The sequence below is a fragment of the Paraburkholderia sp. MM5477-R1 genome (assembly GCF_050436385.1).
Taxonomy (GTDB): Bacteria; Pseudomonadota; Gammaproteobacteria; order Burkholderiales; family Burkholderiaceae; genus Paraburkholderia; species Paraburkholderia tuberum.
This window is the reverse complement of the sequence record NZ_JBNDMC010000007.1, coordinates 539017-564411: the sequence shown is the minus strand read 5'-3', so window position 1 is coordinate 564411 and position 25395 is coordinate 539017. Positions and strand designations below refer to the sequence as shown.

The window sequence follows — 25395 nt, the reverse complement described above, 5'->3', positions numbered from 1 at the left end:
CTGCTCCCTATTCCAGCCATCGCCATGTCCAGAAACGAAACCCTCTTCGAACGCGCGCAACGCACGATCCCCGGCGGCGTGAATTCGCCGGTGCGCGCTTTCCGTTCCGTCGGCGGCACACCGCGTTTCATCGAGCGCGCGCAAGGCCCGTACTTCTGGGACGCGGACGGCCAGCGCTATACCGACTACATCGGCTCGTGGGGCCCCATGATCCTCGGCCACGTTCATCCCGAAGTGCTGGAAGCCGTGCAGGGCGCGCTCGTGAATGGCTTTTCGTTCGGCGCGCCGACCGAGTCGGAAGTCGAGATCGCCGAGGAAATCTGCAAGCTGGTGCCGTCGATCGAACAGGTGCGCATGGTGTCGAGCGGCACCGAGGCGACGATGAGCGCGCTGCGTCTCGCGCGCGGCTTCACGAACCGCAGCCGCATCGTCAAGTTCGAAGGCTGCTATCACGGCCACGCGGACAGCCTGCTCGTGAAGGCCGGCTCGGGCCTCCTGACCTTCGGCAATCCGACCTCGGCGGGCGTGCCGGTCGATATCGCGAAGCACACCACCGTGCTCGAATACAACAACGTCGCCGAGCTCGAAGAAGCGTTCAAGGCGTTCGGCAACGAGATCGCCTCGGTGATCGTCGAGCCGGTCGCTGGCAACATGAACCTCGTGCGCGCGACCCCTGAATTCCTGCAGGCGCTGCGGCGCCTGTGCACCGAGTACGGCGCGGTGCTGATTTTCGACGAAGTGATGTGCGGCTTCCGCGTCGCGCTCGGCGGCGCGCAGCAACTCTACGGCATCACGCCGGACCTCACCTGCCTCGGCAAGGTAATCGGCGGCGGCATGCCGGCGGCGGCGTTCGGCGGCCGGCGCGACATCATGGCTCACCTCGCGCCGCTCGGCGGCGTCTATCAGGCGGGCACGCTGTCGGGCAATCCGATCGCGGTCGCGGCCGGCCTGAAGACGCTGCAGCTGATCCAGGCGCCCGGCTTCTACGACACGCTCGCCGTGCGCACCACGCGTCTCGCGCAAGGGCTCGCGCGGGCGGCACGCGAAGCGGACGTGCCGTTCGCGGCCGATGCGCTCGGCGGCATGTTCGGCATCTACTTTCGCGAATCGATCCCGACGAGCTTCGCCGACGTCACGAAGAGCGATGTGCCGCGCTTCAACGCGTTCTTCCACAAGATGCTCGACGCGGGCGTGTACTTCGCGCCGTCCGCGTATGAGGCCGGCTTCGTGTCGAGCGCGCACGACGACGCGACGATCGACGCGACGATCGACGCCGCGCGCGGCGCGTTCGCAGCGTTGAAAGGCTGAAGCCGGGCCCGAAGCAAAGGCCGCAACTCGCACGACCCAGACACCGCACCACAACGGACACCGATGTTCTCGCAAACCGATTTCGTCCACATGGAACGCGCGCTCGCGCTCGCGAAGCGCGGCATGTATACGGCCGACCCGAATCCGCGGGTCGGTTGCGTGCTCGTCAGAAACGGCGAGGTGATCGGCGAAGGCTTCACGCAGCCGGCCGGCCAGGATCACGCCGAAATTCGCGCGCTGAAGGACGCACGCTCGCGCGGCCACGACCTGCGCGGCGCGACCGCCTACGTGACGCTCGAACCGTGCAGCCATTTCGGCCGCACGCCGCCGTGCGCGAACGCGCTGATCGAAGCGCAGATCGGCCGCGTGATCGCGGCGATGGAAGATCCCAACCCGCAGGTCTCCGGCCGCGGTCTCGCGATGCTGCGCGAAGCCGGTATCGAAGTACGCTGCGGGCTGCTCGCGAACGAAGCGCGGGAGCTGAACATCGGCTTCGTGTCGCGCATGACGCGCGGCCGTCCGTGGGTGCGCATGAAAGTGGCGGCGTCGCTCGATGGCCGCACCGGCTTGCCGTCGGGTGAGAGCCAGTGGATCACGAGCGCGGCCGCGCGGGCCGACGGTCATGCGTGGCGTGCGCGCGCGTCGGCGATCCTGACCGGCATCGGCACTGTGCGCGAGGACAATCCGCGCATGACCGTGCGCGCGGTCGATACGCCGCGCCAACCGCACCGCGTGCTGATCGACAGCCAGCTCGACGTGCCGCTCGACGCGCAGATCCTGGCCGGCGCGCCGACGCTGATCTTCTGCGGCGAGCTCGACGCGCGTCTCGAAGAACGCGCGAGCGCGCTGCGCGAGCGCGGCGCCGAGATCGTGCCGCTGCCGAACGCGTTCGGCAAGGTGGATCTCCCGCGCATGCTGAGCGTGCTTGGCGAGCGTCACGTCAACGAGCTGCACGTCGAAGCCGGCTACAAGCTGAACGGTTCGCTGCTGCGCGAAGGCTGCGTCGATGAACTGCTGGTCTATCTCGCGCCGAGCCTGCTCGGCGTGGACTCGATGAGCATGTTCAATCTGGACGCGCCCGACCAGCTCGAAGACCGCGTGAAGCTGAATTTCCACACGGTCGAGCGGATCGGCGACGATCTGCGGATCCTCGCGCGTTTCGCGCCGACAGCCTTACCCGGGACCGACACCGTGTCTCCCACCGTTTCGAAATGATCAAGGACTAGCACGATGTTTACAGGAATCGTCGCGGCAGTGGGCCGCATCGAATCAGTCAAGCCGCTCGGCACGGGCGGCGACGCGGGCGTGCGCCTGAACGTCGAGGCGGGCGGGCTCGACCTCGCCGATGTGCAGCTCGGCGACAGCATCACGATCCAGGGCGCCTGCATGACGGTGGTCGCGAAGACCGCTCATTCGTTCGAGGTCGACGTGTCGCGCGAGAGCCTGAACCGCACGGCCGGTCTCGGCGAAACCGGCGAGGTCAATCTCGAGAAAGCGCTGCGCGCGCATGACCGGCTCGGTGGACATATCGTGTCCGGACACGTCGACGGGCTCGGTATCGTCACGCGTTTCGCGCCAGTCGGCGAATCGCACGAGCTGCGCATTCTCGCGCCGCGCGACATCGGTCGTTATCTCGCGTACAAGGGATCGATTACGGTCAATGGCGTGAGCCTGACCGTGAACTCCGTCGTTGATCGCGACGACGGCTGCGAGTTTTCGATCAATCTGATTCCGCATACCGTGCAGGTGACGGCGCTCAAGCATCTGCACGACGGGGTACAAGTGAATCTGGAGATCGATCTGATTGCGCGGTATGTGGAGCGGATGCTCGGGGCGCCGCGCGATGGCGATCCGTCCTCGACGTAACCCGGACACTTCCCTCGATACCGTTACGCGATACCTGGAGCGCATGCTCGGTGCGTATCGGGACAGCGATCGATCTGCGCAGCAAGCCGGTTTGGGCGAGGCGAATCCGGGGCCGTGACCCAGCGCGCGTGCACGATCCGAAGCTGACAAACACAAGTGCGGTGATGTGCTCCTGCAGCGCGCGACGCGGCGCGCTCTTGTTGCACAGACACTTGACGAGTCCGCCGTCGACTTCGTCTTCCTCGTACTCGTCGCTACGCGTGACGACCGGCAGCAAAGGCTTGTTCCGGTGCAATTCGCGGCCGAGCTCGTCGATCTCCTGCACCTGGCCGGGCGACGTGGAGCTGGTGAGCCACAACACACCATCGGCGCTATCGGTGAAGCGCTGCGTCAACGCGGCGTTGTCCGGCGTCACAACTCCTCGACGCTTCAGGGATTCGGCCGGCAAGACCCCCGGCCGTTGGCAACGAAAGACGGCGGCCGTGTCGCCACGGCGCCGCCTCGTGCGATTACGCTTCGGCCGAAGCGCGCAGACGATGGACGAGCTGGTTGTCCTTACCCTGGACCAGCGGCGTGATCGTGAAGTTGAACTCGATCTCCTTGTACGTATCGGCCTTCAGGCCCAGCGCCGCGCCACCGCTTTTCTCGACGACCGGCGGAATCAGCTCTTCGCGCGTTGCATACGCGAAGTCGTCCCAGATCAGCGGATCGCCTTCGATGTTGAACTGCGTGGTCAGCTTGCGATGGCCGTCGCTGCTGACGAAGAAGTGCACGTGCGCCGGACGGTTGCCGTGACGGCCCAGCACGTCCAGCAGCTGCTGCGTCGAGCCGTGCGGCGGGCAGCCGTAGCCTACCGGCATCAGCGTGCGGACCTCGTACTTGCCGTCGGCGCCGGTCTTCACCGCGCCGCGCAGGTTGAAGTCGCTCTGCGCGCCGGTCGGATCGAAGTGCGAGTAGAAGCCCTTCGAGTTCGCGTGCCAGCACTCGACGACCGCGCCGGCGACCGGCTTGCCGTCCAGATCCTTGACCGTGCCGCGAATCACGAGCGGGCCCGCGTCTTCGTCCGGGTTGATGTCGATCTTCGAGACGCCCTCGCGCACCGTCGCGCCGGCGACGTACAGCGGGCCTTCGATCGTACGCGGCGTGCCGCCTTCGAGACCGATCTTCTTGTCCTCGGCGTCCATGCGGACGTCGAGATACTTCTCGAGACCGAGGCCGGCCGCGAGCAGCGCCGCTTCGCCGTCCTGACCGAGCTTGTTCAGATAGTTGACGCCGGCCCAGACTTCGTCGGGCGTGATGTCGAGGTCATCGATTGCCTTGAACAGGTCGCCCAGCAGACGGAAAACGATCTGCTGGAAACGCGCGTTGCCATTCCCGGCATCGACGTTGGAAGCGGCTTTCAGCAGATCCTGCACTTCTTTGGTTTCAAATACGTTGACGCTCACGATGACTGTCTCCAGTTGGTATAGGGGGAAAAGATGGCTTTGGATGCGCTCGCCGTCAAAAGCGCCTGGCCCCTGGGCTCAGATGTCGCCGTCCCGAATCGACGACGGGTGACGACACAGAGGCGTCACCGAAATCTTCATGTACGGGAACAGAGGCAAGCCGGACAGAATGTCGTGAAGTTCGGCATTGCTCTCTACATCGAAGATGCTGTAATTCGCGTACTCGCCAACGAGGCGCCAGATATGACGCCACTTGCCGCTACGCTGGAGCTCCTGCGAGTAAGCCTTCTCGCGGGTCTTGATTTCGTTCGCCACTTCGGCCGGCATGTCGACCGGCAGGTGCACGTCCATTCGCACATGGAAAAGCATCGTTGAATCCTCTTGATCAAAATCCGTTTAGCGGGTGACCTTCATCAGCCCGTCTCGCGTGAATCGCTTGACCTTCGCCTCGTCGAGTTCGATGCCGAGACCCGGGCCGTTCGGCACGGTCAGTTCGAAGTCGCTGTAGTCGAGCGGCGTGGTCAGAATTTCTTCGGTGATCAGCAACGGCCCGAACAGCTCAGTGCCCCATTGCAGATTCGCGAAGCTCGCGAACAGATGCGCCGACGCCACCGTGCTGAACGCGCCTTCGAGCATCGTGCCGCCGTACAGCTCGATGCCGGCGGCATCCGCGATCGCGGCCACGCGCTGCGCGGCGAACAGGCCCCCGCTCTGCTCGATCTTGATCGCGAACACATCGGCGCCGCCGTTCTTCGCGATCTCGAACGCGCTGTCCGGGCCTTGCAGGACTTCGTCGGCCATCAGCGCGACCGGGAAGCGGCGCATCAGTCGCGCGAGCGCCGCGGCGGACGCGACCGGCTGCTCGACCAGATCGCAGCCCGCGTCGGCCAGCGCCGGAATCGCCCGGGCGGCCTGGGTCTCGCTCCACGCCATGTTCACGTCGACGCGCACCGCGGCGCGCTCGCCGACCGCTTTCTTGATCTCGGCGACGTGCTTGATGTCGGTCTTCAGTTCCTTCGCGCCGATCTTCAGCTTGAAGACCTTGTGGCGGCGCACGTCGAGCATGTGCTCGGCTTCGGCGATGTCCTTGGCGGTATCGCCCGACGCGAGCGTCCACGCAACCGGCAGGCGCTCACGGCGACGGCCGCCGAGCAGTTCGCTCACCGGCACGCCGAGACGTTTGCCTTGCGCGTCGAGCAGCGCGGTTTCGAGCGCGCTCTTCGAGAAATGATTGACCTTGACCAGCTTGCCGAGGTGCGCCATCAGCGCCTGGATCTGCGTCGCGTCCTTGCCGATCATCGCCGGGGCGAAGTAGGCGTCGATCGCGAGCTTCATTGCTTCGGGGCTTTCCGGGCCGTAGGCCATGCCGGCGATCGTGGTGCCTTCGCCAATCCCGACGATGCCGTCGCTGCAGTAGACCTTGACCAGCATCAGCGTCTGCCCGTGCATCGTGGCGACCGACAGCTTGTGAGGACGGATCGTCGGCAGATCGACGAGGCGGGTTTCGATACGTTCGATGGTCGCGTGGGGCATGGCGGCTGCGGCGGGAAGTGAGTTCATTGGATGTTTTTATACCCTTCGCTCGTTTGGCCCGTCCAATACTTTTCCTGTCCTTTTTCATACCTGCAGGGTATGGTGAGGCCAGCAAGCCCGGCCTTTCTATGGATTTTGCATTGCACCATGCAGGTGGGGCATCGAAAAAGAGGCCGTTTTTGCGCCTCAAACATGACTTGGGTCAATGTTCGATGCATGGAGAGCATGTTGTGTAACCATCCGGATCGCGCAGTGAGTACTCCATCGTTTCGGACTGCGGTTCATGCGCGCGGGCAACACTGCCCCTACAACTCGCCGCGCGCGGCTAGCGCGGCGATGCGCTCGGCGGTGCGACACGCGATCGCCTGAATCGTCAGCGACGGATTCACGCCGCCCACGGTCGGAAACACCGAGCCGTCGCACACCCACAGGTTGCGGATGTCCCAACTGCGGCAGTCCGCGTCGACGACGCTCGTCGACGGATCGTCACCCATGCGCGCGGTGCCGTTCAGGTGGCAGGTGTCGTCGGTCTCGCGCCAGATCTCCTTGCCGCCGGCGGCCGCGAGCGCCTGCTCCATGAAGTCGAGCGAATGCGCGATGAGCCGCTTGTCGTTGTCGCACCATGAATAGGTGACGCGCGCGATCGGCAGCCCGTACTGGTCTTTCTCGTCGGCAAGCGTCACGCGGTTGCGCTCCTGCGGCAGCATCTCGCCGACGATCTTCAGCCCCGCCTGGTGGTTGTACTTGAGCATCTCCGCGCCGAGCGCGTCGCCCCACAAGCCGCGGCCATTCTGCACCGCGACCCATCCGTTCGGCAGCGGCCCCTGGCTCATGTAGCAGTAGCCGCCGAAAAAATCTTTGCCCTTGTCTTCGTAGTTCCAGTGCTCGGTGAGCGCGAGCGACGGCGGCCCCTTGTACCAGCGGATGTCTTCATCGAAGGTGCCGTAGACGGCCTGATTCGACTGCGCCATCAGGTTTTTGCCTACGAGTCCCGAACTGTTCGCGAGTCCGTCGGGAAAGCGGCTGTTGGCCGACATCAGCAACAGGCGCGGCGTTTCGATCGCGTAGCCGGCCACCACCACGTGCTTCGCGCGCTGGAAACGCCAGCGTCCTTCGCGCAGATATTCGACGCCGGTGGCGAGCCCCGCGTCGTTGGTGACGACGCGGCCGACCATCGCCAGATCGCGCACCTCGGCGCCGGCTCGCAGCGCACGCGGGATCCACGTGACGAGCGCGCTTTGCTTCGCGTTGGTCGCGCAGCCGGACACGCAAAAGCCGCGGTACACGCACGGATGCGCGCGGCCACGGGGCGCGGAGAGGGTCGCGAGCGGCGTCGGGCTCCAGCCGATGCCGAGCGCCTCGGCGCCGCGCGCGAGCACCAGCGCCGCCGCGTTCAGCTCATGCGCGCGATACGGATAGCGCGGCCGCTTCGGCCCCCACGGATAGTTCACCGGTCCGGAGATTTTCAGCGCGTCCTCGACCTCGCCGTAGTAGTGCCACATCTCGCGCCAGTCGAGCGGCCAGTCGGCGCCATAGCCGAGCACGCTGCGCGACTTGAACCACTCGGGCCGAAAGCGCAGCGACACCATCGCGAAATGGACCGTGCTGCCGCCCACCGCCTTGCCGCTGTTGTTGTTGCCGAGCTTCAGCGGATTGTCGCCGTCGCAGATGCGCTCGTCGGTCCAGAACAGTTTTTCCTGATGCGCTTCGTCAGACGCGAACTCTTCGAGCGGACGCCACCATGCGCCGGCATCGAACGCGACGACCTTGAAGCCTTTTTCCGCAAGCCGGCACGCAAGCGTGCCACCGCCGGCGCCGGTGCCGACGATCGCGAAATCGACCTCCTCGCCGTCAGGGTACGTGCGCATCGGCACCCAACCGCCGCGCTGGAACACGTCGGGTGCGCGGCCGTCCTTGCCGCGCGGCCGCTGCCGCGCGTCATCGGACACGGCGATTCTCCTTCGCGGCCTGCTCATGGGTGTCGGGCGTCGCTTCAACCGCCTCCCACGGATCGCGGCGATTCAGGTACATGCGCACATAGCCGCGCGGATTCGCCGGGCCGCCGAAGCCGATCTCGCTCCACGCGTGCGGGTGCGAGTAGTAGAGCCCGCAAATGTCGTGCAGCACGCGCTCGCCGAAGAATAGCTTCGACGGCATGCCGCGCCACGCGGGGTTCGTCAGTTCGCCGCGCTGCATCTCGCCGAGCAGCGCGATCTGCGTGTCCTCCGCGAGGCTCGCGAACGGCAGGCCGCCGCGCTCGCGGCACTCGGCATCGAGCGCGGCGAGGCCGATGCGCCAGGCGTCGCGCATCGGCGGCAAACGGGCGTCGCGGTAGCCGTCGTTGCCATTGCCGGCGAGCCGCGCGTCGAGCAGCGCGGCAAGCGGTACCACCGGTTGCGCATTCGCTTGCGGCACGATGCGGGCGCACAGCGACGTGACCGCGAGCCATTCGACCGCGTTGAAAAAGCGCGGCTCGAGTGGTGTCGCGAGGCGTTCGGCGATCACCGCGCGGGTGTGCGCGTCCCACGACGGCGTCGTGCGTTTGTCGAGCACGTCGTAGCCGGGATAGCGGGTGGCTCGGGTCGAGCGTGGTCGGTTGGTCATTTTTCAGTCTCCCGCAAACGCAGTGCGGCGAGCCCGGCGAGCGCCAGCGCGGAAAAGCTCGGCGGCGCGGGCAGCGGCGGCCCGTCGAACAGATTCTGGCTCCAGTTGCGCCAGCCGCCCTGACGACGCGCGATCCCCCGCGCGTGAAAACCCGCGCCGACAAAGCCGAGCACGGTCGTGATGCGTAACCAGAGCCGCGTGTACCAGCGCTCGCGCGGAGCGGACAGCGCGGCATGCGCGAGCAGCGCGGCGGTGATGGGCGGAATGCTGACCGGCGCGTACATCGCGCGATGCTGAAACGCGCCACGAAAATGCAGCAGCGCGGCCTCGCCCACCGTGCCGACGAGACCCGCCGCGACCAGCAGACCGAGCGCCTGACCGGCCGGCATGCCGAGCAGTTGCGGGTCGTCTGCGGGCTCGTCGCGCAAGCGTTCGGCGACGGCACCGAGCGCGCCTGACAGCAGCAACGCGCTGGGCGCGCCGAGCGGTGCCGCGTGAAACAGGTTGTTCCAGCTCCAGCCGCCCGGCCGCTTCATCACGTTGTAGAAATGGAAGCCCGTGCCGGCGATGCCCGTCGCCGCCGCGGCCAGATAGATCGCATGGCGCGCGCGATGCGTCTGGCCGCGACGATCCGCGCCACCATGCAGGCCCGCGGCGAGCGACAGACTCGCGCTGACGAGTGGCGTGAACATCGCGGGGTTGTCGAACGAGCCGCGGTAGTGCTCCATCGCGCTGTCGGCGAGCACGGACAGCGCGAGCAGCGCGGAGCTGTGGTTGAAGGTGCGGGCCGCTTCGACGTGTGCCTCCACCTCGGCGGTGGGTTCGCTCGCGTGCACGCGCGCCGGCGCGCGCTGATGGCTGCGGGCGGCACACGTCGGGAACGTCACGGATGCCCGACGCTCGTGGTGTTGCGGGCCGCTCTCACGCCGTTCGCGATGCGACTCAGGTCTTCCCGCGCCGCGCGCGGCCAACGCCGCGACGGCCGTCACCGCCGCCGCCGTGTACAGCAATCCGGGTACGCGTGAAGAGCCCATCGATATCGCTTCCTTGTCGTGGCCTGCTTTATTTGATGAGGTAGCGCTCGGCGTCACCATGCTTGAACTCGAGCCCGCAACCGGGCCGCGACAGGTCCGGCTCCATCTGGCCGTCGCGCAACCGCGGCGCACCGTCGAACAGCATGGCTTCGATCCGGGCGTGGTCATGGAACCACTCCTGATGGCGCAACCGCGGCGCCGCGCACGCGACGTGCAGATGCAACGCCGGTGCGCAATGCGCGGACAGCGGCACGTGATACGCGTCGCACAGCGCGGCGGCCTGCAGAAAGCCGGTGATGCCGCCGCAACGGCTCGCGTCGGCCTGCAGTACGTCGACGGCGCCCGCCGCGAGCAGGTGGCGGAAGTCGTCGAGCGTGTAGCCGTATTCGCCGGCGGCGATCTCCATGCCGGCCGGCACGCGCTCGCGTACGCCGCGCAGGCCCGCTTCGTCGTCCGAAGACACGGGCTCCTCGAACCAGCTCACCTCCTGCTCGGCGAAACGTTGCGCGTAGTACAGCGCCCGTTGCGGCGTGAACGCGCCGTTCGCGTCGACGAACAGGCCCGCGCCGCCGATCGCCGCGCGCGCCGCCGCGACGCGCGCCGGGTCCTTGTCCGGCTCGCTGCCGATTTTCATCTTTACCCACCGGCAGCCGTCCTGCGCGACCCAGCCGGCGAACTGCTGCTGCAAGCGCTGGTTCGTATACGTGGTGAAGCCGCCGCTGCCGTACGCCGGCACGGCCGGGCGCAACGCGCCGAGTAGCCCGACGAGCGGCACGCCGAGCAGCTTCGCCTTCAGGTCCCACAGCGCGCAGTCGATTGCCGAAATGGCTGTCGCGGCCAGTCCCGCGCGGCCGAGATTGCGCACCTGGCGTTGCAACCGTTGCCAATGCGCGCCGACGTCCAATCCGTCGTGATTCAGCACGCAGGCGGCGAGCGCGCCCTGGATCAGCGCGACGATGCAGGCATCGCTGTACGTGTAGCCGATGCCGGTGTCGCCGCCCGCGTCGACCTCGACGACGACCAGCGTGGTCGCGTCCCACGCGAACGTGCCGTCGGCCTCCGGCGCGTCGGTCGGAATGCGGTACGCGCTCGCACGCAGCGCGCTCACGGGCGCTTGCGACGAGCCCCCGCTCGTGGCGCCGCGCTTCATCGACGCGCTCCTTGCGCGCGCGCGTGACGCCCTTCATTGATGCAACAGCCGACGGTCCCCGACATTCCGGTCTCCAGGTGGTAGTGAGACGAAAGCTGCCTGCTGCGTCGCAAGTACCGTTCCGCACTATTGCAATCCGTAAAGCGGGCCGCGCAGGAGCACACTTCGCGTTGCCGCCAACGCCACTCGCGCGCTCGCCCACCGTTTCGACGAGCATGGCAACCCCGCCCGGCTCGTCACAGTCGGCCAAACGGTCTATGTCGTCTGGCGGAGGCGACTTGGGCTCGCGCGTGGCGTAAAATACGCGCTTTCCCGAAAAACTCGCCAACATGACGCTCGCCTCCACCCAAGAGATCATTGCCGAACTGAAAGCCGGCCGGATGGTGATCCTCGTCGACGAAGAAGACCGCGAGAACGAGGGCGACCTCGTGATCGCCGCCGAGTTTGTCACTCCGGAAGCGATCAATTTCATGGCTCGCTACGGCCGCGGCCTGATCTGCCTGACGCTGACCCAGGATCGCTGCCAGCAGCTGAACCTGCCGCTGATGACCTACCGCAACGGCACGCAGTACGGCACCGCGTTCACGGTCAGCATCGAAGCGGCCGAAGGCGTGACGACCGGCATCTCGGCGGCCGACCGGGCCCGCACGATCGCGGCCGCGGTCGCGCCGGACGCCAAGGCCGAGCACATCGTGCAGCCGGGCCATATCTTCCCGATCATGGCGCAGCCGGGCGGCGTGCTGGTGCGCGCCGGCCATACCGAGGCCGGCTGCGACTTCACGAGGCTCGCGGGCCTCACGCCTGCCGCGGTGATCTGCGAAGTGATCAAGGACGACGGCACGATGGCGCGTCTGCCGGACCTGCTCGAGTTCGGCAAGGAGCACGGCCTGAAGACCGGCACGATCGCCGATCTGATTCACTATCGCAGCCGCACCGAGTCGATCGTCGAGCGTGTTTGCGAACGTACGATGCAAACCGCGCACGGCGCGTTCCGCGCGGTCATGTATCTCGATCAGCCGAGCGGCCAGCCGCACATCGCGCTGGTGCGCGGCACGCCGATGCCCGATCGCGACACGCCGGTGCGCGTGCACGAGCCGCTGTCGGTGCTGGATCTGCTCGAAGTCGGCGAATCCACCCATTCGTGGACGCTAGACGCGGCCATCAAAGAAATCGCAGAACGCGATCTCGGCGTGGTCGTACTGCTGAACTGCGGCGACTCGAAAGACCATCTGATCGACGTCTTCAAGGCGTTCGACTCGAAGGAAAAAGCGGACGCGCTGAAGCGCCGGCCGGTCGACTTCAAGACCTACGGCATCGGCGCGCAGATTCTGCGCGAACTCGGCGTCGGCAAGATGCAGGTGCTGTCGAACCCACGCAAGCTCGGCAGCATGTCGGGTTATGGTCTCGAAGTCACGGGCTTCATTCCGATGCCCGGCAGCAAAACGCAAGCCCCGCAACTCTGATCCGGCCACTCACGCGCCTCGCGCCCACTCAAACACTACGGAATTCATATGGAAATCGGACAATACCAACCGAATCTCGACGGCGACGGACTGCGCATCGGCATCGTCCAGGCGCGCTTTAACGAACCTGTCTGCAACGGCCTCGCCGACTCCTGCATCGAAGAACTCGAACGCCTCGGCGTGACCGGCCAGGACGTGCTGCTCGTCACGGTGCCGGGCGCGCTGGAAATCCCGCTCGCGCTGCAAAAGCTCGCGGAAAGCGCGCAATTCGACGCGCTGATCGCGCTCGGCGCGGTGATCCGCGGCGAGACCTACCACTTCGAGCTGGTTTCGAACGAAAGCGGCGCGGGCATCACGCGCATCGGCCTCGACTTCGGCATTCCGGTCGCGAACGCGGTGCTGACCACCGAGAACGACGAGCAAGCCGTCGCGCGCATGACAGAGAAGGGTCGCGACGCCGCGCGCGTGGCTGTCGAAATGGCGAACCTCGCGGTCGCGCTCGAGCAGCTCGGCGGCGATGACGACGAAGATGAAGACGAAGACGACGAGGAAGAGGCATGAAGAGCGCACGCCGACGCTCCCGCGAACTGGCCACGCAGGGGCTTTACCAGTGGCTGCTGTCGGGCTCGCCCGGCGATGAGATCGACGCGCAACTACGCGGCGCGCAAGGTTACGACAAGGCCGATCACGAGCACCTGGACGCGATCCTGCATGGCGTGATGCGCGACTCCGAAGCACTTTCCGCCGCGATCGCGCCGTGCCTCGACCGTCCGATCGATCAACTGTCGCCGGTCGAACGCGCGGTGCTGCTGGTCGCCGCGTTCGAACTGAAGAATCACGTCGACATTCCGTATCGCGTGGTCATCAACGAAGCGGTCGAGCTGACCAAGACGTTCGGCGGCTCGGACGGCTACAAGTACGTGAACGGCGTACTCGACAAGCTCTCGGCGCAACTGCGCGCCACCGAGACGCAGGCGGCTCGCAAGAGCTGAGCGCGGCGCCGGTGGGGCCATGCCGCGCATCGGCTCCCTGCCACGTCGCGCTGCACAGGGCGAAGCACCTCGATCGCCCGCAAGGACGGCGCTGCGCGCATCGATGAACGCATCATTTGATGGGTAGGCGCCGTCCTGCTTCTGAACTGGACTGACCGTATGAACTCCGTGACCGAACCTCTCGTGCGGCTTGCCGCGCGCGTCGATGCCATCCAGCCTTTCTACGTGATGGAACTGGCCAAGGAGGCCGTGCTGCTCGAACGCGCGGGGCGCGACATCATTCACATGGGCATCGGCGAGCCGGATTTCACGGCGCCCGAGCCGGTCATCGAGGCGGCCGCGAGCGCGCTGCGCCGCGGCGTCACGCAGTACACCAGCGCGCTCGGCGTGCACGCGCTGCGCGATGCGATTTCCGCGCATTACGCCGAGTTCTACGGCATCGACGTCGATCCGGCGCGGATCGTGGTGACCGCGGGCGCATCGGCCGCGCTCTTGCTGGCGTGCGCGGCGCTCGTCGATCGCGACGACGAAGTATTGATGCCCGACCCGTGCTATCCGTGCAACCGCCATTTCGTGATCGCCGCCGAAGGCAAGCCGGTGATGGTGCCGAGCGGGCCGGCCGAGCGCTTCCAGCTGACCGCCGCCGACGTCGAACGCCTGTGGGGCGAGCGCACCCGCGGCGTGCTGCTCGCGTCGCCGTCGAATCCGACCGGCACGTCGATCGAGCCGGCCGAACTCGAGCGCATCGTCAAGGCCGTGCGCGCGCGCGGCGGCTTCACGATCGTCGACGAGATCTACCAGGGCCTCAGCTACGACGCCAAGCCGGTGTCGGCGCTGTCGTTCGGCGACGACGTGGTCACCGTCAACAGCTTCTCGAAGTACTTCAACATGACCGGCTGGCGCCTCGGCTGGCTCGTCGTGCCGCCCGCGATGGTCAGCGCGTTCGAAAAGCTCGCGCAGAATCTGTTCATCTGCGCGTCGGCGCTCGCGCAGCACGCGGCGCTCGCCTGTTTCGAGCCGGCGACGATCGCGATCTACGAAGCGCGGCGCCTCGAATTCAAGCGACGCCGCGACTTCATCGCGCCGGCGCTCGAATCGCTCGGCTTCTCCGTGCCGGTGATGCCGGACGGCGCGTTCTACGTGTACGCGGACTGCCGTGGCGTCGCGCATCCGGCGGCCGGCGACAGCGCGGCGCTCACGAAGGCGATGCTGCACGATGCCGGGGTCGTGCTGGTGCCGGGCATGGACTTCGGCACGCACGCGCCGAAGGACTACATCCGGCTGTCGTATGCGACCGCGTATCCAAAGCTCGAAGAGGCGGTCGAGCGGCTGGCAAAGCTGTTCGGGCGGCATTGACGCATCGGGATTGATTCGGCAGCAACCGGCCTGCCAGACGCAAAAAAGGACACCCGAGGGTGTCCTTGTTTTCATGCGGCACGGCAACGTCTAACTCAAGCCCCAAGCTCCGACGCCGACGCCACGTGGCGCGTCGTCGAATTGGCGTTCGCGTCGTCCTGATCGGCCGGCTGCGTGTGCACCGCCGACGTCGCCGGGCTCAGCGCGTGACCGCCTTGCAGCGTCACCTGAACGCGCTTGCCGTTGCCACCACTCGTCGCCGCGGCTGGCGCCGGCGTGGCCGACGCGGTCAGCACCGGAGCTTGCGGCGCATTGATCGGCACCTTACGGCCGCGCGCGACGTCGCGCAGACGACCGCGCTCGGCCATCACCTTCGCGCCGTACCCGCCGTCATCCGGCGTGGTCGAGCCGACGTACAGACGCAGGCCGCCCGGCAGCGAGCCGCCACGCGCGATGCAATCCTTCAGCACGAGCGCGCCGACCTTGATGTTCGCGAGCGGTTCGAGCGCCGCGCGTTGGCCGCCGAAATACTGGAATTTGTCCGAATGCACCTTCGACATCACCTGCATCAGGCCCTGCGCGCCGACGCCGCTCTCGGCGTACGGATTGAAGCCCGATTCGATCGCCATCACTGACAGCAGCAGCAGCGGATCGAGGCCGACTTCGCGGCCGGTGTCGAACGCGGCTTTGACGAGCTCGCCGACGGGCTCCTGAGCGACGCGATAACGCCGCGCGAGGTACGACGCGACCAGGTCCTGCTCGTGGCTCGACACGAGCACGCGGTCATCGCGTGCATCGGCGGACACGCGCTGCTGCGGAATCAGACGTGCGAGCGCGCTGACGCCCTGCATCGTGCGCGGATCGAGGCCGTTGAGCGCGGCGGCGCTCGTGCCCGACGTGCCGGCGCCGTCGAACGCGCCGTCGAAGCCGGTGGTGGCCGCGGTGAGGGTCATGCTGCCGTCGTTCGAGCCATCGGTGGGACTCGGCGTGGTCAGCGTGTTCGGCGAATTGGCCGACAGCGATTCGTCGGAGGATGCGTCGGCGTTTCTGGTCGGTCCGATGGCGGGCAGCGGATTGCCTTGCAGCAGGCGGGCGGGGCCCGCTTGCACGGCGGCGGAAATGACCGGCATCAGACGCGCGGCGAGCGCGCCGCGCCAGGTCGGCATCAGCCACAGTGCGAGAGCCAGCACCACGGCGATCCCGCCGACAATGCTGAACAGGTGATGACTCAGTCGCGTCCCGCTGCGCAGCGCACCGCGCACAACCTGCGCAATACGCTCATCGGGACGCCACGATAACCAGGCGTTCATTCAGATCTCCCATCTTGCATGATCCGCGAACTCCGCCGGGACAAATCAGGCGGTACGGCGCGCTCGCAGAGTCAAGACATCGCGTGCTCTCTGGTTGGGCAGCAGCGACGTCGGGAAAACGGCAACATATACCGTTTTGGGAGCCATCTCAAAAACAGCCCACACATACTCGATGTGTATCGGGCTTGGCTCCCACGCGAAAAACCAGCGTTGGTGGACGCTGGTGAGGGACTTCAATAATGCCGTTCTACCCTGCAGGGAAGCAAAACGGTGACGCGTTGCGTCTGAGGACCGGGGGCGACGGTAAAAAGGTTAACGCCCTGCAACCAATGTGGACGGATTCTATGCACGGTTTTATAGATCGTCAACACTATAGAATTCAAGAATGATAACTTTTCGTAATTATGAACAGTGTTCAGTCACCCGAGAACCGCGCTCAATGCGCGTTTCGGGCGATCCGACCCTGGCTGTTTGGACTAGACCATTTGGTTGATCTACGTGCGGTGGCTAACGCAGGTAAAATCGACAATCGTTTTTTGCGTCAGATAGGTACCAACGCCGTTCCTCCTGCCTCCCCGTCCTATGCGCCGTGCATGCGGCCCTGAACCGTCACAGATGAAATACAAAGACTTACGCGATTTCATCGGCCGCCTCGAGGCGATCGGTGAATTGCGCCGAATTTCGCAAAAAGTGTCGCCGAATCTCGAAATGACCGAACTTTGCGACCGTGTGCTCCGCGCGGGCGGCCCGGCTCTGTTGTTCGAGAACACCGAGCGGCACGCGTTCCCGGTGCTCGGCAATCTGTTCGGCACGCCGCGTCGCGTCGCGCTTGGCATGGGCATCGATGCCGAAGCGGGCGCGGGCGACCAGGCGGCGCTCGAATCGCTGCGCGATGTCGGTCGGCTACTCTCCGCGTTGAAGGAACCCGAGCCGCCGAAAGGGCTCAACGACGCCGGCAAGCTGCTGTCGCTAGCGAAGGCCGTGTGGGACATGGCGCCGAAGACGGTCAACGCACCGCCCTGCCAGGAAATCGTCTGGGAAGGCAATGACGTCGACCTTGCCAAATTGCCCATTCAGACCTGCTGGCCCGGCGATGCCGGGCCGTTGATCACTTGGGGTCTGACCGTCACGAAAGGGCCGAACAAGAGTCGACAAAACCTGGGTATCTATCGCCAGCAACTGATCGGGCGTAACAAGCTGATCATGCGCTGGCTGGCGCATCGCGGCGGCGCGCTCGATTTTCGTGAGTTCGCGCTTAAAAATCCCGGCAAGCCGTATCCGGTGGCCGTCGTGCTCGGTGCGGACCCGGCGACGATTCTCGGCGCGGTCACGCCGGTGCCCGACACGCTGTCCGAATACCAGTTCGCCGGCCTGCTGCGCGGCGGGCGCACCGAGCTCGCGAAATGCGTCACACCGGGCGTCGACGGTCTGCAGGTCCCCGCGCGCGCCGAGATCGTGCTCGAGGGCTTCATCTATCCGCAGGAAGGCGCACCCTCGCCCGCCCCGGCCGGCGCACCGCCGCGTCCGTCGAAAGGTGCGTCGGCCACGTACGAACACGCGCTCGAAGGCCCGTATGGCGATCACACCGGCTACTACAACGAACAGGAGTGGTTCCCGGTCTTCACGGTCGAGCGCATCACGATGCGCCGCGACGCGATCTATCACTCCACCTACACCGGCAGACCGCCCGACGAGCCGGCGGTGCTCGGCGTCGCGCTGAACGAAGTGTTCGTACCGCTGCTGCAGAAGCAGTTCACCGAGATCACGGACTTCTATCTGCCGCCCGAAGGCTGCAGTTACCGCATGGCGATCGTGCAAATGAAGAAGAGCTACCCCGGCCACGCGAAACGCGTGATGTTCGGCGTGTGGAGCTTCCTGCGGCAGTTCATGTATACGAAGTTCATCGTCGTCGTCGATGAGGACGTCAATATCCGGGACTGGAAGGAAGTGATCTGGGCGATCACCACGCGAGTGGACCCGACGCGCGACACGGTGCTCGTCGACCGCACGCCGATCGACTATCTCGATTTCGCGTCGCCGGTAGCCGGCCTCGGCTCGAAGATGGGGCTCGACGCAACCAACAAGTGGCCGGGCGAAACCGACCGCGAATGGGGCCGCCCGATCGTGATGGACGACGCGGTCAAACAGCGCATCGATAGCTTGTGGAACGAGTTGGGCCTCGGCCTGTAACGCGCGCGGGACAACACAATCAATAACGGATGGAGCGCTCGCGCGGATGCACGCTTTTTCAATGATGTCGGACGGCTTTTTTCTGTCCTTGTCGCTGTGCCTCGATATCGGTCTCGTCAACGTCGCGATCATTTCGCTGACGCTGTCGCACGGCTTCCGGCCGGGCTTCTGGCTCGGCCTCGGCTCGTGCGTCGGCGATCTCATTTACGCGACGCTCGCGCTCGCGGGCATGGCCGCGCTGCTGCAGTTCGAATCGGTGCGCTGGGTCGTATGGATCGGCGGCGCGGCGATCCTCCTGTTTCTCACCTGGAAGATGGCGTGTGAAGCGATGTTCCCGGCCACGGCGCAAGCTGTTGCCGGCGAAGGCGACGCGGCTGCGCCGCATCAGTCGGCATGGCGCGGGTTTGTGCGCGGCGTGCTGCTCGCGGTGTCGTCGCCGTCGGCGATCCTGTGGTTCGCAGCGGTCGGCGGCGCGCTGATCGCGAAGGCCGGCGCAACGAGCCCGACAACCGCGCTGATCTTCCTCGGCGGATTCTTTCTGGGCGGCCTGTGCTGGACGCTTTTCATCTGCGGGCTCGGCAGCCAGGGCCGCAAGCGCGCGGGCGCCGGTCTGCTGCGCGCGTGTCACGTTCTGTCGGCGCTGCTGTTCGCCTATTTCTCGTACAGCGTGATCGTCAACGGGTATCGCGACCTGATCGTGCAGAGCACCGCGCAAGTGGCAAGCTGAAGCGGCTCGCGAACAAAAAACGGCTCGCATCGGCGAGCCGTTTTTCTTCATGCGACTCGACGTGAGCCGCTCATGCGAGGTACTGCGCGAGCTTCGGCAGATCGACATTGCCACCGCTCACCACCACGCCGACGCGCTTGCCGTTCACCGGCACGACGCCGTTCAGCACCGCCGCCGCCGCGAGACAACCAGTCGGTTCGACGACGATCTTCATGCGCTGCGCGAAAAAGCGCATCGTCTCGATCAGTTGCGCATCGCTGACCGTTTCGATTCGCGCGACCAGCCGGCGGATGACCGCGAACGTGTAGTGGCCCAGATGCGTCGAGGCGGCGCCATCGGCAATCGTGCGCGGCGCGTCGATATGAACGATCTCGCCGCGTGCGAGCGACTGCTGGCCGTCGTTGCCCGCCTCGGGCTCGATGCCGATCACCGTGCAGGCCGGGCTCAGCGCGGCCGCCGACAATGCGCTGCCGCTGATCAACCCGCCACCGCCAAGGCACACGAACAACATGTCGAGCGGGCCGGTTTCGTCGATCAGTTCTTTGACCGCGGTGCCCTGGCCGGCGATCACGTGCGGATGATCGTACGGCGGGATCAGCGTCATGCCGCGCTCTTCGGCGAGCCGGCGGCCGATTTCCTCGCGATTTTCCTTGTAGCGGTCGTAGCTGATCACTTCGCCGCCGTAGCCTTTGGTCGCGGCGACCTTGGCCTCGGGTGCGTCGTGCGGCATCACGATCGTCGCGTGAATGCCGGCGAGGCGCGCCGACAGCGCGATCGCCTGCGCGTGATTGCCCGACGAATAGGTCAGCACGCCCGCCTTGCGCTGCTCCGCGTCGAAATGCGAAATCGCGTTGTACGCGCCGCGGAACTTGAACGCGCCCATGCGCTGGAAGTTTTCGCACTTGAAGAACACCGACGCGCCAGTGCGCTCGTCGAACGTGCTCGATGTCAGAACGGGGGTGCGGTGCGCGACGCCTTCGAGACGCGTGGCGGCGTCGAGGACGTCATCGAAGGTGGGAGCGGGAAGCGCTTGCATCGGCGAAACTCTCCTGGAGCGGTGGCGAAGCAGCCATTCTCCCAGCTTCCTCGATGCTTTGGAACGGCGCTCGCGCGAGCGCGCGACACCAGCCAGGAACGCTGCGGAAAGCAAAAACCAGCGACACAAAAAGAAACGACGTAACCCGGCACAAGCCGGCGTTACGCCGTCGACGTTCCCACGCGCGTCAAGCGCGCCCGCACTTCTTAATGACGATAGTACGAGTGCCCATAGCCGCGATAGTAGCCACGGTAGCCGTGGTAGTAGCCACGATAGTAAGGGCGGCCATAGCCGTAATAGCCTCCGACCACCACCGGAGCCGGTGCGAACACAACCGGCGGCGCGTACACCGGCGCAGGCGGCGGGGCGTAATAGACAGGCGGCGGCGCCGCATAGACCGGATAGGCCGGCGCGATCGGCACCCCAAGGCCGATACCGACGGAAACACCTGCCTCAGCGGCCCCGGCAAGTCCCAAGCCGAGTGCGGCTGCAACGACAAACGGAACGATCTTTTTCACTTCTATTCTCCTAGCGCGGCCTGCCAAGGTCGCCGACTGCGCATGCCTCGCATGCTGTGAAATCAATGTATCTAAAAAGCCCCAGCCGAAATGTTCGCATTTGTTGCAAATTGCAAGGGCGAGCCGAAGCGTTTTGCCGAGCGCGGCGCGAGCGCGCCTACGCGCCGCCGCGACCTGAGCGAAACCAGCCGGGAATCAAGGGGTTGCACGCGGGCGACGGGCCGCGCGTCACAAGTCTGATCGAGCGCGGGGGTTTGAGTTCGCGCATCGGTAATCTTTAATTACAAATTCGCTTCAATCCTGACAGCCGGAAGAAAATTCCCAACAAAAAATGCCCGGCTCAATTGCTCGAGGCCGGGCATTTTGTCACCTGCGAAGACCGCGCGACTAGCCGACCTTCACGTACACGAATTCGCGGGACACGTTGGGCGGCACGTATGCGCCGCTGATCCGCACGCGCGGCGTAAGGCGCTTTTTCTGATCCCACCAGCGACGGCGCTGGGCGCGCGTCAGGAACCGCAAGTGCTTTCGGTAAGAAAAAATACTCATCTCGACCCTCCCGAATTTCTGACTGCGAACGAAGTACGGAAAATACGACCGCCAAACCGGCTCATCGACCACTGTTCCTGTCACGTACGATTGTGAGCAGTTTTCACAACCGTGGGCGTCACGCCACCCGATGACCGACCGTTGGCGCCATATCGCCCGCAAACTTATCCGACGACCGCTGTCGAACCGTGGAAGGGGCCGGATCGCGGCCGCGCTTCGCCGGATGCGAGATACTGCTGCTTTCCCGTTCACACGATCCGTCTGGAGCAGGTGACCATGTCCCAGTCTTCCTTGCCGCGCGTCGGCTTCATCGGCGCGGGGCGGCTCGCGCGTTGTCTCGCGCTCGCGTTTGCGCGCGCCGGCTATCCGGTCACCGCGGTGGCGAGCCGCTCGGCCGATTCCGCGCGCCGGCTCGCCGCCCAGATCGCACACTGCGCGGCCACTGACGACCCGCAACAGGCCGTCGACGCCGCCGATATCGTTTTTTTAGCCGTTCCTGACGACAGCATCGGTACGACAGCGCACACACTCCGCTTTGGAGGCGATGCGGCAAGCCACCCCGGCAAAGCGCTCGTGCACTGCAGCGGCGCCTCGCCGGTCGAACTGCTCGCGCCAGCGCGCGATCAGGGCGCGGCGATCGGCGGCTTTCATCCGTTGTATCTATTTAGCGGCGAGCTCGCCGATCTCGAGCGTATCGTGGGCTGCTCGGTGACGATCGAAGCCGACGGCGAACTGAAGGAGACGCTGACCGCGCTCGCGCTCGCGCTGCGCTGCCATCCGCTGTCGATTCCGCCGGGCGGCCGCATGCTGTATCACGCCGCCGCGCACTACGCGGCGAGCTTCGCGCTCTGCAGCCTCGCCGAATGCGTGGCGTTGTGGCGCACGCTCGGCTTCGCCGAAGACGACGCGCTGCGCGCGCTGCTGCCGATGCTCGCGGGCACGATCGAAACCGCGCGCGACAAGGGCCTGCCGAACGCGCTCGCGGGGCCGGTATCGCGCGGCGACACGGGTGTCGTCGAGAAGCAGCTAGCGCTGCTCGAAGGCCTCGGCGGCGACCATGCCGCGCTGTATGGTCTGCTGACGCGCCGCGCGGTCAACCTCGCCCGACGTCGCGCAACGCCGGCCGCGACGATTGAAGCGATCTCCGAAGCTGTGGAAGAATCGCTGGGCCGCTCGCTGAATCAGGCCGCGGCAGGTGCAAGCGTCAAGTAAGCCGTGATAATGTGACGTCCGGCACGCCGGGCGAACCACGCGACGACCCGCGCCGCGCTTCGGGACCAACAGACGAGAACGCACAATGATCAAGGTCAGCATCCTCTACCCGTACCGGGAAAACGGCCGTTTCGACATGGACTACTACTGCGCGACCCATATGCCGCTCGCGGCGAAGCTGTTCGCGCCGGCGCTGAAAGGCTGGTCGGTCGACGCGGGCCTGAACGCCGGGCCGCCCGGCACGCCACCGCCTTACGTGGCCGCGGGACACTTCCTGTTCGATAGCGCGGACGACTTCTATAAAGTGTTCAAGCCCGCGTCCGAGCAACTATTAGCGGATATCCCGAACTACACCGACGGCGGCAACGGCACAATCCTGATCAGCGAGGTCCGGATTTCCGTGTGATGCCGGACAGACAGCCATCGGGAGGCGGCGCGCAATGACGTCGAACCTCCGGTTGGCTAACCGGGTAAATCCAGAAAACCGCCGGCACGCACCGATCGGGCGACGCCGGCAGCCCGCGGCCGGTCGGCGGCCGTCATCAGAAGCATAAGGACACGAGATGTTTGGCGATATCGCCCGTTTTCTGCTCAATACCGTTTTCACGCTGTTTGGCGCCGCGCTGCTGTTGCGCGCGTGGCTGCAGGTTGTGCGCCTGCCGCCGTACAACCCGGTCTCGAACGCCGTGCTGCAGGCGACCAACTGGATCGTGCTGCCGCTACGGCACATCCTGCCGAGCACGCGCAACATCGACTGGGCGAGCGTGGTCGCGACGCTGATCGCCGCGATCATCTACGTCGTCCTGATGATCGTGCTGACGGGCGCGGATCCGCTGACGCTCGTGCCGACGCTGCTGATCGTCGCGGTGCTCACCGCGATCAAGTGGGCGCTCAATCTGATCATCTGGATGACGATCCTGATGGCGCTGCTGTCGTGGCTCAATCCTCGTTCGCCCGCGATGCCGATTCTGTATCAGCTGACCGCGCCGTTTCTGAATCCGTTGCGTCGCGTGCTGCCGAAATTCGGCGGTATCGATCTGTCGCCGATCCTGCTGTTCGTGATCGTGCAGGTGCTGCAGATGGTCGTCACGCGCGCGGCGGTTCAGCTGACTTATTTTGTGATCTGAGCTGATTGCGCGGGAAAGTTGGGCTGACGCGCGGCGGCCGCTTGAGTCGGCGCGGCTTCTACACGGGTGCCGCGAAACCGCGGCTCTCCCCCGTCCGGAACACCGACACCGTCTGCTTCATCTTGCGCGCCTGCGTCTCGAGCGATTGCGCGGCCGCCGCGGCCTGTTCGACGAGCGCCGCGTTCCGCTGCGTGGTCTCGTCCATCTGCGTGACGGCCTGGCCGACCTGGTGAATGCTGCGGTTCTGCTCTTCGGAGGCCGTTGCGATCTCACTGACGATATCCGACACGCGATGAATCGCGGCCTTGATATCCGCCATCGTCGTGCTGACTTCGGCTGCCTGCTGCGTGCCGCCTTCGATGATCGCGACCGACGTCGTGATCATCTCCTTGATCTCCTTGGCCGCGCTCGCCGAGCGCTGCGCGAGGTTGCGCACCTCGCTCGCGACCACCACCGCGAAACCGCGCCCCTGCTCGCCCGCGCGCGCGGCCTCGACCGCCGCGTTCAACGCGAGAATATTGGTTTGGAACGCAATGCCCTCGATCACGCCGGTGATCTCCGAGATTTTCGTCGAACTGCCGCTGATATCACCGATGGTGCGCACCATGCCCTCGACAGCAGTGTTGCCGGTGTTGGCGACCTGTGCAGCCTCAGTCGCGAGCGCGCTCGCGTTGCGCGCGTTGTCGCTGTTGCGGGTGACGGTCTGCGTCAATTCCGACATGCTCGCCGCGGTCTGTTCGAGCGAAGCGGCCTGCTCTTCGGTGCGAGCGGACAGATCGATGTTGCCGCTCGCGATCTGCTGCGAAGCGATGCTGACCGACTCGGCGCTTTCGCGAATCGAACCGATCGTCGCCGCGAGACGCTCCTGCATGTGCGCGACCGCGCGCAAGATGCTGCCGTCGTCGGCGGCGCCGGTGTGCAGTCGCTGGCTCAAGTCGCCGCCCGCGATCTGCTCGACGACCTTCGCGACTTCGGCCGGTTCGCCGCCGATCTGCCGCACGACCGCGCGCGTCACCAGCAGCCCCAGGCCGATCGCAACCGCGACGCCGACGACCGCGCAGCTCACGATCCACCACGTCACCGAGCGAACCATCTCGACGCCGTTCGCGACACGCTGCCTGGCCAACTCGTCCCGCACATCGGACAGCTTGATCATCAGCGTGCGCAGCTTGACGTGCAGCGGGTCGGTGGTCGATTTGAGCTCGGCGAGCGCGCCGCTCTGATCGCCCTGATCGGCCAGCGCCATCACCTTCGCGACCGAACTCATATAGGCCGGATAGGCGGCGTCGAAGTCGCTCAGCAATTGCTTCTGCGCGTCGGTGGTCGCATGCTTGCGCTCGTAGTCGAATGCCGACAGGATCGCCGCTTCACCGCCGTGATTCAGGCGCACCGTATCGGCGCGGCCTGCCGGCTCCGGATTCAGGATGTACGAATAGAGGCGCCGGAAGTGCGAAGCCGCCTGCCACGCGGCGGTGCCGTCGTCGCGCACAGGCACGAATTCGCGGTCGTACATTTCGGTTTGCATCGTCGCGACTTCGCGCACCTTCAGCACACCGACCGTGCCGACGATGGCCGTTACGAACGCGCACAGCATCAAGGAGCCGACAAGCTTCTGGCTCAGTTTCAGATTGGAAAGCCACTGCATCTTGGGAAGATCTCTTGATCGGGATGGGAAGCGCCGGGTTCGTGCCGGCTTGCGGGTGCGCAAGCGCACGGTGTTGGGCAGTATTCGGATTAACGGCAGGCGCAGACAAAGTCTGAAGGCTCGCGCCGTTCGAACCGCAGAAGCGAAAAGACGGGTCGGCTGCTCGTGCGCGCGAGCCATACCCCTGCCCAAACGGCCCAAAAGCCTGTAAAATCGCGAGTTCTGCGGGCGTCGTATAATGGTAATACCCTAGCTTCCCAAGCTAGAGCCGTGGGTTCGATTCCCATCGCCCGCTCCACTTTCCCGCTGAGTGTTCAGCGGAATCCAGCA

General features: G+C 65.8%; 24 protein-coding genes, 1 tRNA gene and 1 pseudogene. 13 read left to right on the top strand and 13 right to left on the bottom strand.

The features are described 5' to 3' along the window. Positions 1 to 24 precede the first annotated feature (24 nt). The 3 genes from hemL to OKW35_RS31430 all read left to right on the top strand — a co-directional run bounded on the left by hemL (position 25) and on the right by OKW35_RS31430 (position 3174). Entirely contained in the window at positions 25 to 1308 is a 1284-nt protein-coding gene (hemL, locus tag OKW35_RS31440; protein ID WP_429554131.1) for a glutamate-1-semialdehyde 2,1-aminomutase, read from the top strand. A gap of 63 nt (positions 1309 to 1371) precedes the next feature. After that, on the top strand, positions 1372 to 2523 hold the full coding sequence (ribD, locus tag OKW35_RS31435; protein WP_187617179.1) for a bifunctional diaminohydroxyphosphoribosylaminopyrimidine deaminase/5-amino-6-(5-phosphoribosylamino)uracil reductase RibD: 1152 nt from the start codon (positions 1372 to 1374) through the stop codon (positions 2521 to 2523). A 15-nt stretch (positions 2524 to 2538) separates the two neighbouring features. Continuing rightward, positions 2539 to 3174, top strand: a complete 636-nt coding sequence (locus OKW35_RS31430) for a riboflavin synthase (protein WP_429554130.1) — start codon at positions 2539 to 2541, stop codon at positions 3172 to 3174. Positions 3175 to 3340: 166 nt separating this feature from the next. Here OKW35_RS31430 and OKW35_RS31425 read toward each other — a convergent pair. The 8 genes and pseudogenes from OKW35_RS31425 to OKW35_RS31390 all read right to left on the bottom strand — a co-directional run. Then, a pseudogene (locus OKW35_RS31425) lies at positions 3341 to 3589 on the bottom strand (hypothetical protein); the annotation flags it as partial. A 94-nt stretch (positions 3590 to 3683) separates the two neighbouring features. After that, positions 3684 to 4619: a catechol 1,2-dioxygenase gene (gene catA / locus OKW35_RS31420; RefSeq protein ID WP_429554129.1), complete on the bottom strand. Its 936-nt coding sequence runs from the start codon at positions 4617 to 4619 to the stop codon at positions 3684 to 3686. Between the two features lie 78 nt (positions 4620 to 4697). Then, positions 4698 to 4988, bottom strand: coding sequence for a muconolactone Delta-isomerase (gene catC, locus OKW35_RS31415; protein ID WP_090801477.1), 291 nt, complete (start codon positions 4986 to 4988; stop codon positions 4698 to 4700). Positions 4989 to 5015: 27 nt separating this feature from the next. Further along, entirely contained in the window at positions 5016 to 6152 is a 1137-nt protein-coding gene (locus OKW35_RS31410) for a muconate/chloromuconate family cycloisomerase (protein ID WP_429554128.1), read from the bottom strand. A gap of 305 nt (positions 6153 to 6457) precedes the next feature. Then, the gene (locus tag OKW35_RS31405; RefSeq protein ID WP_429554127.1) at positions 6458 to 8128 is read right to left on the bottom strand and encodes a GMC family oxidoreductase; all 1671 of its coding nucleotides are present in this window, start codon (positions 8126 to 8128) and stop codon (positions 6458 to 6460) included. After that, complete coding sequence (locus tag OKW35_RS31400) at positions 8091 to 8756, bottom strand: gluconate 2-dehydrogenase subunit 3 family protein (protein WP_184053248.1); 666 nt, start codon at positions 8754 to 8756, stop codon at positions 8091 to 8093. Before OKW35_RS31400 ends, OKW35_RS31405 begins: the two co-directional genes overlap by 38 nt. Further along, positions 8753 to 9790 carry a hypothetical protein gene (locus OKW35_RS31395; protein ID WP_429356010.1) on the bottom strand — a complete coding sequence of 346 codons (1038 nt, stop codon included), beginning with the start codon at positions 9788 to 9790 and terminating at the stop codon, positions 8753 to 8755. Before OKW35_RS31395 ends, OKW35_RS31400 begins: the two co-directional genes overlap by 4 nt. A gap of 28 nt (positions 9791 to 9818) precedes the next feature. After that, complete coding sequence (locus OKW35_RS31390; RefSeq protein WP_429554126.1) at positions 9819 to 10940, bottom strand: enolase C-terminal domain-like protein; 1122 nt, start codon at positions 10938 to 10940, stop codon at positions 9819 to 9821. A 329-nt stretch (positions 10941 to 11269) separates the two neighbouring features. Here OKW35_RS31390 and ribBA point away from each other — a divergent pair, with 329 nt between their 5' ends. The 4 genes from ribBA (at position 11270) to OKW35_RS31370 (ending at position 14751) form a co-directional block, all read left to right on the top strand. Further along, positions 11270 to 12403, top strand: a complete 1134-nt coding sequence (gene ribBA, locus OKW35_RS31385) for a bifunctional 3,4-dihydroxy-2-butanone-4-phosphate synthase/GTP cyclohydrolase II (protein WP_184058094.1) — start codon at positions 11270 to 11272, stop codon at positions 12401 to 12403. 48 nt (positions 12404 to 12451) lie between these two features. Further along, entirely contained in the window at positions 12452 to 12964 is a 513-nt protein-coding gene (ribH, locus tag OKW35_RS31380) for a 6,7-dimethyl-8-ribityllumazine synthase (RefSeq protein WP_184058095.1), read from the top strand. Next, positions 12961 to 13395, top strand: a complete 435-nt coding sequence (gene nusB, locus OKW35_RS31375) for a transcription antitermination factor NusB (protein WP_187614105.1) — start codon at positions 12961 to 12963, stop codon at positions 13393 to 13395. The genes ribH and nusB overlap by 4 nt, the downstream gene beginning before the upstream one ends. 159 nt (positions 13396 to 13554) lie before the next feature. Next, complete coding sequence (locus OKW35_RS31370) at positions 13555 to 14751, top strand: pyridoxal phosphate-dependent aminotransferase (RefSeq protein WP_429404727.1); 1197 nt, start codon at positions 13555 to 13557, stop codon at positions 14749 to 14751. A 95-nt stretch (positions 14752 to 14846) separates the two neighbouring features. Here OKW35_RS31370 and OKW35_RS31365 read toward each other — a convergent pair whose 3' ends face one another. Then, complete coding sequence (locus OKW35_RS31365) at positions 14847 to 16061, bottom strand: transglycosylase SLT domain-containing protein (protein ID WP_184058099.1); 1215 nt, start codon at positions 16059 to 16061, stop codon at positions 14847 to 14849. 615 nt (positions 16062 to 16676) lie between these two features. Here OKW35_RS31365 and OKW35_RS31360 point away from each other — a divergent pair. Together OKW35_RS31360 and OKW35_RS31355 are read left to right on the top strand one after the other, a co-directional pair. After that, the gene (locus OKW35_RS31360) at positions 16677 to 18251 is read left to right on the top strand and encodes a UbiD family decarboxylase (protein WP_429554125.1); all 1575 of its coding nucleotides are present in this window, start codon (positions 16677 to 16679) and stop codon (positions 18249 to 18251) included. 46 nt (positions 18252 to 18297) lie between these two features. Further along, a complete protein-coding gene (locus OKW35_RS31355; protein WP_184058102.1) occupies positions 18298 to 18978 on the top strand; it encodes a LysE family translocator in 681 nt (226 codons plus the stop codon). A gap of 70 nt (positions 18979 to 19048) precedes the next feature. Here the strand turns inward: OKW35_RS31355 and OKW35_RS31350 are convergent, their stop codons facing one another. From OKW35_RS31350 to OKW35_RS31340, 3 genes are all read right to left on the bottom strand, one after another. After that, the gene (locus OKW35_RS31350) at positions 19049 to 20014 is read right to left on the bottom strand and encodes a threo-3-hydroxy-L-aspartate ammonia-lyase (RefSeq protein ID WP_429554124.1); all 966 of its coding nucleotides are present in this window, start codon (positions 20012 to 20014) and stop codon (positions 19049 to 19051) included. 206 nt (positions 20015 to 20220) lie between these two features. Further along, positions 20221 to 20532: a hypothetical protein gene (locus OKW35_RS31345; protein ID WP_184058106.1), complete on the bottom strand. Its 312-nt coding sequence runs from the start codon at positions 20530 to 20532 to the stop codon at positions 20221 to 20223. Positions 20533 to 20919: 387 nt separating this feature from the next. Then, complete coding sequence (locus OKW35_RS31340) at positions 20920 to 21081, bottom strand: hypothetical protein (RefSeq protein ID WP_167368604.1); 162 nt, start codon at positions 21079 to 21081, stop codon at positions 20920 to 20922. A 276-nt stretch (positions 21082 to 21357) separates the two neighbouring features. On the opposite strand from OKW35_RS31340, the gene OKW35_RS31335 reads away from it, so the two are divergent. The 3 genes from OKW35_RS31335 (at position 21358) to OKW35_RS31325 (ending at position 23420) form a co-directional block, all read left to right on the top strand. Further along, complete coding sequence (locus tag OKW35_RS31335; RefSeq protein WP_184058108.1) at positions 21358 to 22293, top strand: Rossmann-like and DUF2520 domain-containing protein; 936 nt, start codon at positions 21358 to 21360, stop codon at positions 22291 to 22293. Between the two features lie 85 nt (positions 22294 to 22378). Further along, positions 22379 to 22699, top strand: a complete 321-nt coding sequence (locus tag OKW35_RS31330; protein WP_184058111.1) for an EthD family reductase — start codon at positions 22379 to 22381, stop codon at positions 22697 to 22699. A 157-nt stretch (positions 22700 to 22856) separates the two neighbouring features. Beyond that, positions 22857 to 23420, top strand: coding sequence for a YggT family protein (locus OKW35_RS31325; RefSeq protein WP_184058113.1), 564 nt, complete (start codon positions 22857 to 22859; stop codon positions 23418 to 23420). A 58-nt stretch (positions 23421 to 23478) separates the two neighbouring features. Here the strand turns inward: OKW35_RS31325 and OKW35_RS31320 are convergent, their stop codons facing one another. Next, positions 23479 to 25065, bottom strand: coding sequence for a methyl-accepting chemotaxis protein (locus tag OKW35_RS31320; protein WP_429554123.1), 1587 nt, complete (start codon positions 25063 to 25065; stop codon positions 23479 to 23481). 224 nt (positions 25066 to 25289) lie between these two features. On the opposite strand from OKW35_RS31320, the gene OKW35_RS31315 reads away from it, so the two are divergent. Next, a tRNA-Gly gene (locus OKW35_RS31315) sits at positions 25290 to 25363 on the top strand. Positions 25364 to 25395: the final 32 nt, after the last annotated feature.

Coding starts and splice junctions, on each gene's coding strand:
- hemL (WP_429554131.1), top strand. CDS start 25: ATGTCCAGAAACGAAACCCTCTTCGAACGCGCGCAACGCACGATCCCC.
- ribD (WP_187617179.1), top strand. CDS start 1,372: ATGTTCTCGCAAACCGATTTCGTCCACATGGAACGCGCGCTCGCGCTC.
- OKW35_RS31430 (WP_429554130.1), top strand. CDS start 2,539: ATGTTTACAGGAATCGTCGCGGCAGTGGGCCGCATCGAATCAGTCAAG.
- catC (WP_090801477.1), bottom strand. CDS start 4,988: ATGCTTTTCCATGTGCGAATGGACGTGCACCTGCCGGTCGACATGCCG.
- OKW35_RS31410 (WP_429554128.1), bottom strand. CDS start 6,152: ATGCCCCACGCGACCATCGAACGTATCGAAACCCGCCTCGTCGATCTG.
- OKW35_RS31405 (WP_429554127.1), bottom strand. CDS start 8,128: ATGAGCAGGCCGCGAAGGAGAATCGCCGTGTCCGATGACGCGCGGCAG.
- OKW35_RS31400 (WP_184053248.1), bottom strand. CDS start 8,756: ATGACCAACCGACCACGCTCGACCCGAGCCACCCGCTATCCCGGCTAC.
- OKW35_RS31395 (WP_429356010.1), bottom strand. CDS start 9,790: ATGGGCTCTTCACGCGTACCCGGATTGCTGTACACGGCGGCGGCGGTG.
- OKW35_RS31390 (WP_429554126.1), bottom strand. CDS start 10,940: ATGAAGCGCGGCGCCACGAGCGGGGGCTCGTCGCAAGCGCCCGTGAGC.
- ribBA (WP_184058094.1), top strand. CDS start 11,270: ATGACGCTCGCCTCCACCCAAGAGATCATTGCCGAACTGAAAGCCGGC.
- ribH (WP_184058095.1), top strand. CDS start 12,452: ATGGAAATCGGACAATACCAACCGAATCTCGACGGCGACGGACTGCGC.
- nusB (WP_187614105.1), top strand. CDS start 12,961: ATGAAGAGCGCACGCCGACGCTCCCGCGAACTGGCCACGCAGGGGCTT.
- OKW35_RS31370 (WP_429404727.1), top strand. CDS start 13,555: ATGAACTCCGTGACCGAACCTCTCGTGCGGCTTGCCGCGCGCGTCGAT.
- OKW35_RS31365 (WP_184058099.1), bottom strand. CDS start 16,061: ATGAACGCCTGGTTATCGTGGCGTCCCGATGAGCGTATTGCGCAGGTT.
- OKW35_RS31360 (WP_429554125.1), top strand. CDS start 16,677: ATGAAATACAAAGACTTACGCGATTTCATCGGCCGCCTCGAGGCGATC.
- OKW35_RS31355 (WP_184058102.1), top strand. CDS start 18,298: ATGCACGCTTTTTCAATGATGTCGGACGGCTTTTTTCTGTCCTTGTCG.
- OKW35_RS31350 (WP_429554124.1), bottom strand. CDS start 20,014: ATGCAAGCGCTTCCCGCTCCCACCTTCGATGACGTCCTCGACGCCGCC.
- OKW35_RS31340 (WP_167368604.1), bottom strand. CDS start 21,081: ATGAGTATTTTTTCTTACCGAAAGCACTTGCGGTTCCTGACGCGCGCC.
- OKW35_RS31335 (WP_184058108.1), top strand. CDS start 21,358: ATGTCCCAGTCTTCCTTGCCGCGCGTCGGCTTCATCGGCGCGGGGCGG.
- OKW35_RS31330 (WP_184058111.1), top strand. CDS start 22,379: ATGATCAAGGTCAGCATCCTCTACCCGTACCGGGAAAACGGCCGTTTC.
- OKW35_RS31325 (WP_184058113.1), top strand. CDS start 22,857: ATGTTTGGCGATATCGCCCGTTTTCTGCTCAATACCGTTTTCACGCTG.
- OKW35_RS31320 (WP_429554123.1), bottom strand. CDS start 25,065: ATGCAGTGGCTTTCCAATCTGAAACTGAGCCAGAAGCTTGTCGGCTCC.